Origin of the sequence: Gordonibacter sp. An230 (assembly GCF_002159915.1) — a bacterium.
In the GTDB taxonomy this organism is placed as follows: domain Bacteria; phylum Actinomycetota; class Coriobacteriia; order Coriobacteriales; family Eggerthellaceae; genus Rubneribacter.
Window position 1 is genome coordinate 1 of sequence record NZ_NFJP01000072.1, and the last position, 615, is coordinate 615.

Sequence of the window (615 nt, forward strand, 5' to 3'; positions counted from 1 at the left end):
TACTTCTGCCCGGAGGACCCCACCCGCTCCCTCATGCCGAGCAGCGACTGGAAGTTCCGGTCAATAATGGGGGCCTCTTTGAGGGTGGGAGGGGTTTGCGTTGCTGTGGTGCTCCTAAGCATTCTCCCCATCCTTTCCCTATAGGCTTCGCCGACGTTCAAGGAGCTTTCTCAATGTCCTCTTATTCGCGGCTTTCGGAGCTCACGAACCCTTTCCCAGTGTCGCCCGCTGCGGCGGATGCGCATGCGAGGAGGGGCGGACGGCGCGCCGCGCTTTCGGAGGATCTGGCGGGTCGGGTCGCCGGCCTCGTCGAAGGCGGCAGGGGGAAGCAGGAGAAGCTGGCGGCCCAGAAGGCCTGGGTGCGAAGCGCGGCGTCGGGGCTGGGGATGGACCTTACGTGCCAAGCGTGCGCTGAAGGGGGCATTTGATGCTGGAGGATCTTGCAAAGGTTCTTGTGGGCCCCATTGATTCCCTGGCTGGTTTTTTGACGTTCGGCTCCACGGGGCCTTTGAGGCTGCTGGTCGGTTTTCTGCTAACCGTGTTTTTCGGGCTCTTCTTGTACTGGGTCCCCGCCGCGATGGTCAAGATCCGGCAGCGTAGGCTGGTGCCCCTCGA

Annotated in this window: 2 protein-coding genes; both read left to right on the forward strand. The window is 62.8% G+C overall.

What is annotated here, in order from left to right:
* Positions 1-173 precede the first annotated feature (173 nt).
* On the forward strand, positions 174-428 hold the full coding sequence (locus B5F40_RS15725) for a hypothetical protein (protein WP_087195206.1): 255 nt from the start codon (positions 174-176) through the stop codon (positions 426-428).
* Positions 428-615 (forward strand): hypothetical protein (locus B5F40_RS15730; RefSeq protein WP_140396544.1); only part of this gene is annotated, 188 nt, incomplete at its 3' end. The genes B5F40_RS15725 and B5F40_RS15730, both read left to right, overlap by 1 nt.

What these genes read in the sequence shown, in the direction of transcription:
- B5F40_RS15725 (WP_087195206.1), top strand. Translation starts at nt 174, where the DNA reads ATGTCCTCTTATTCGCGGCTTTCGGAGCTCACGAACCCTTTCCCAGTG.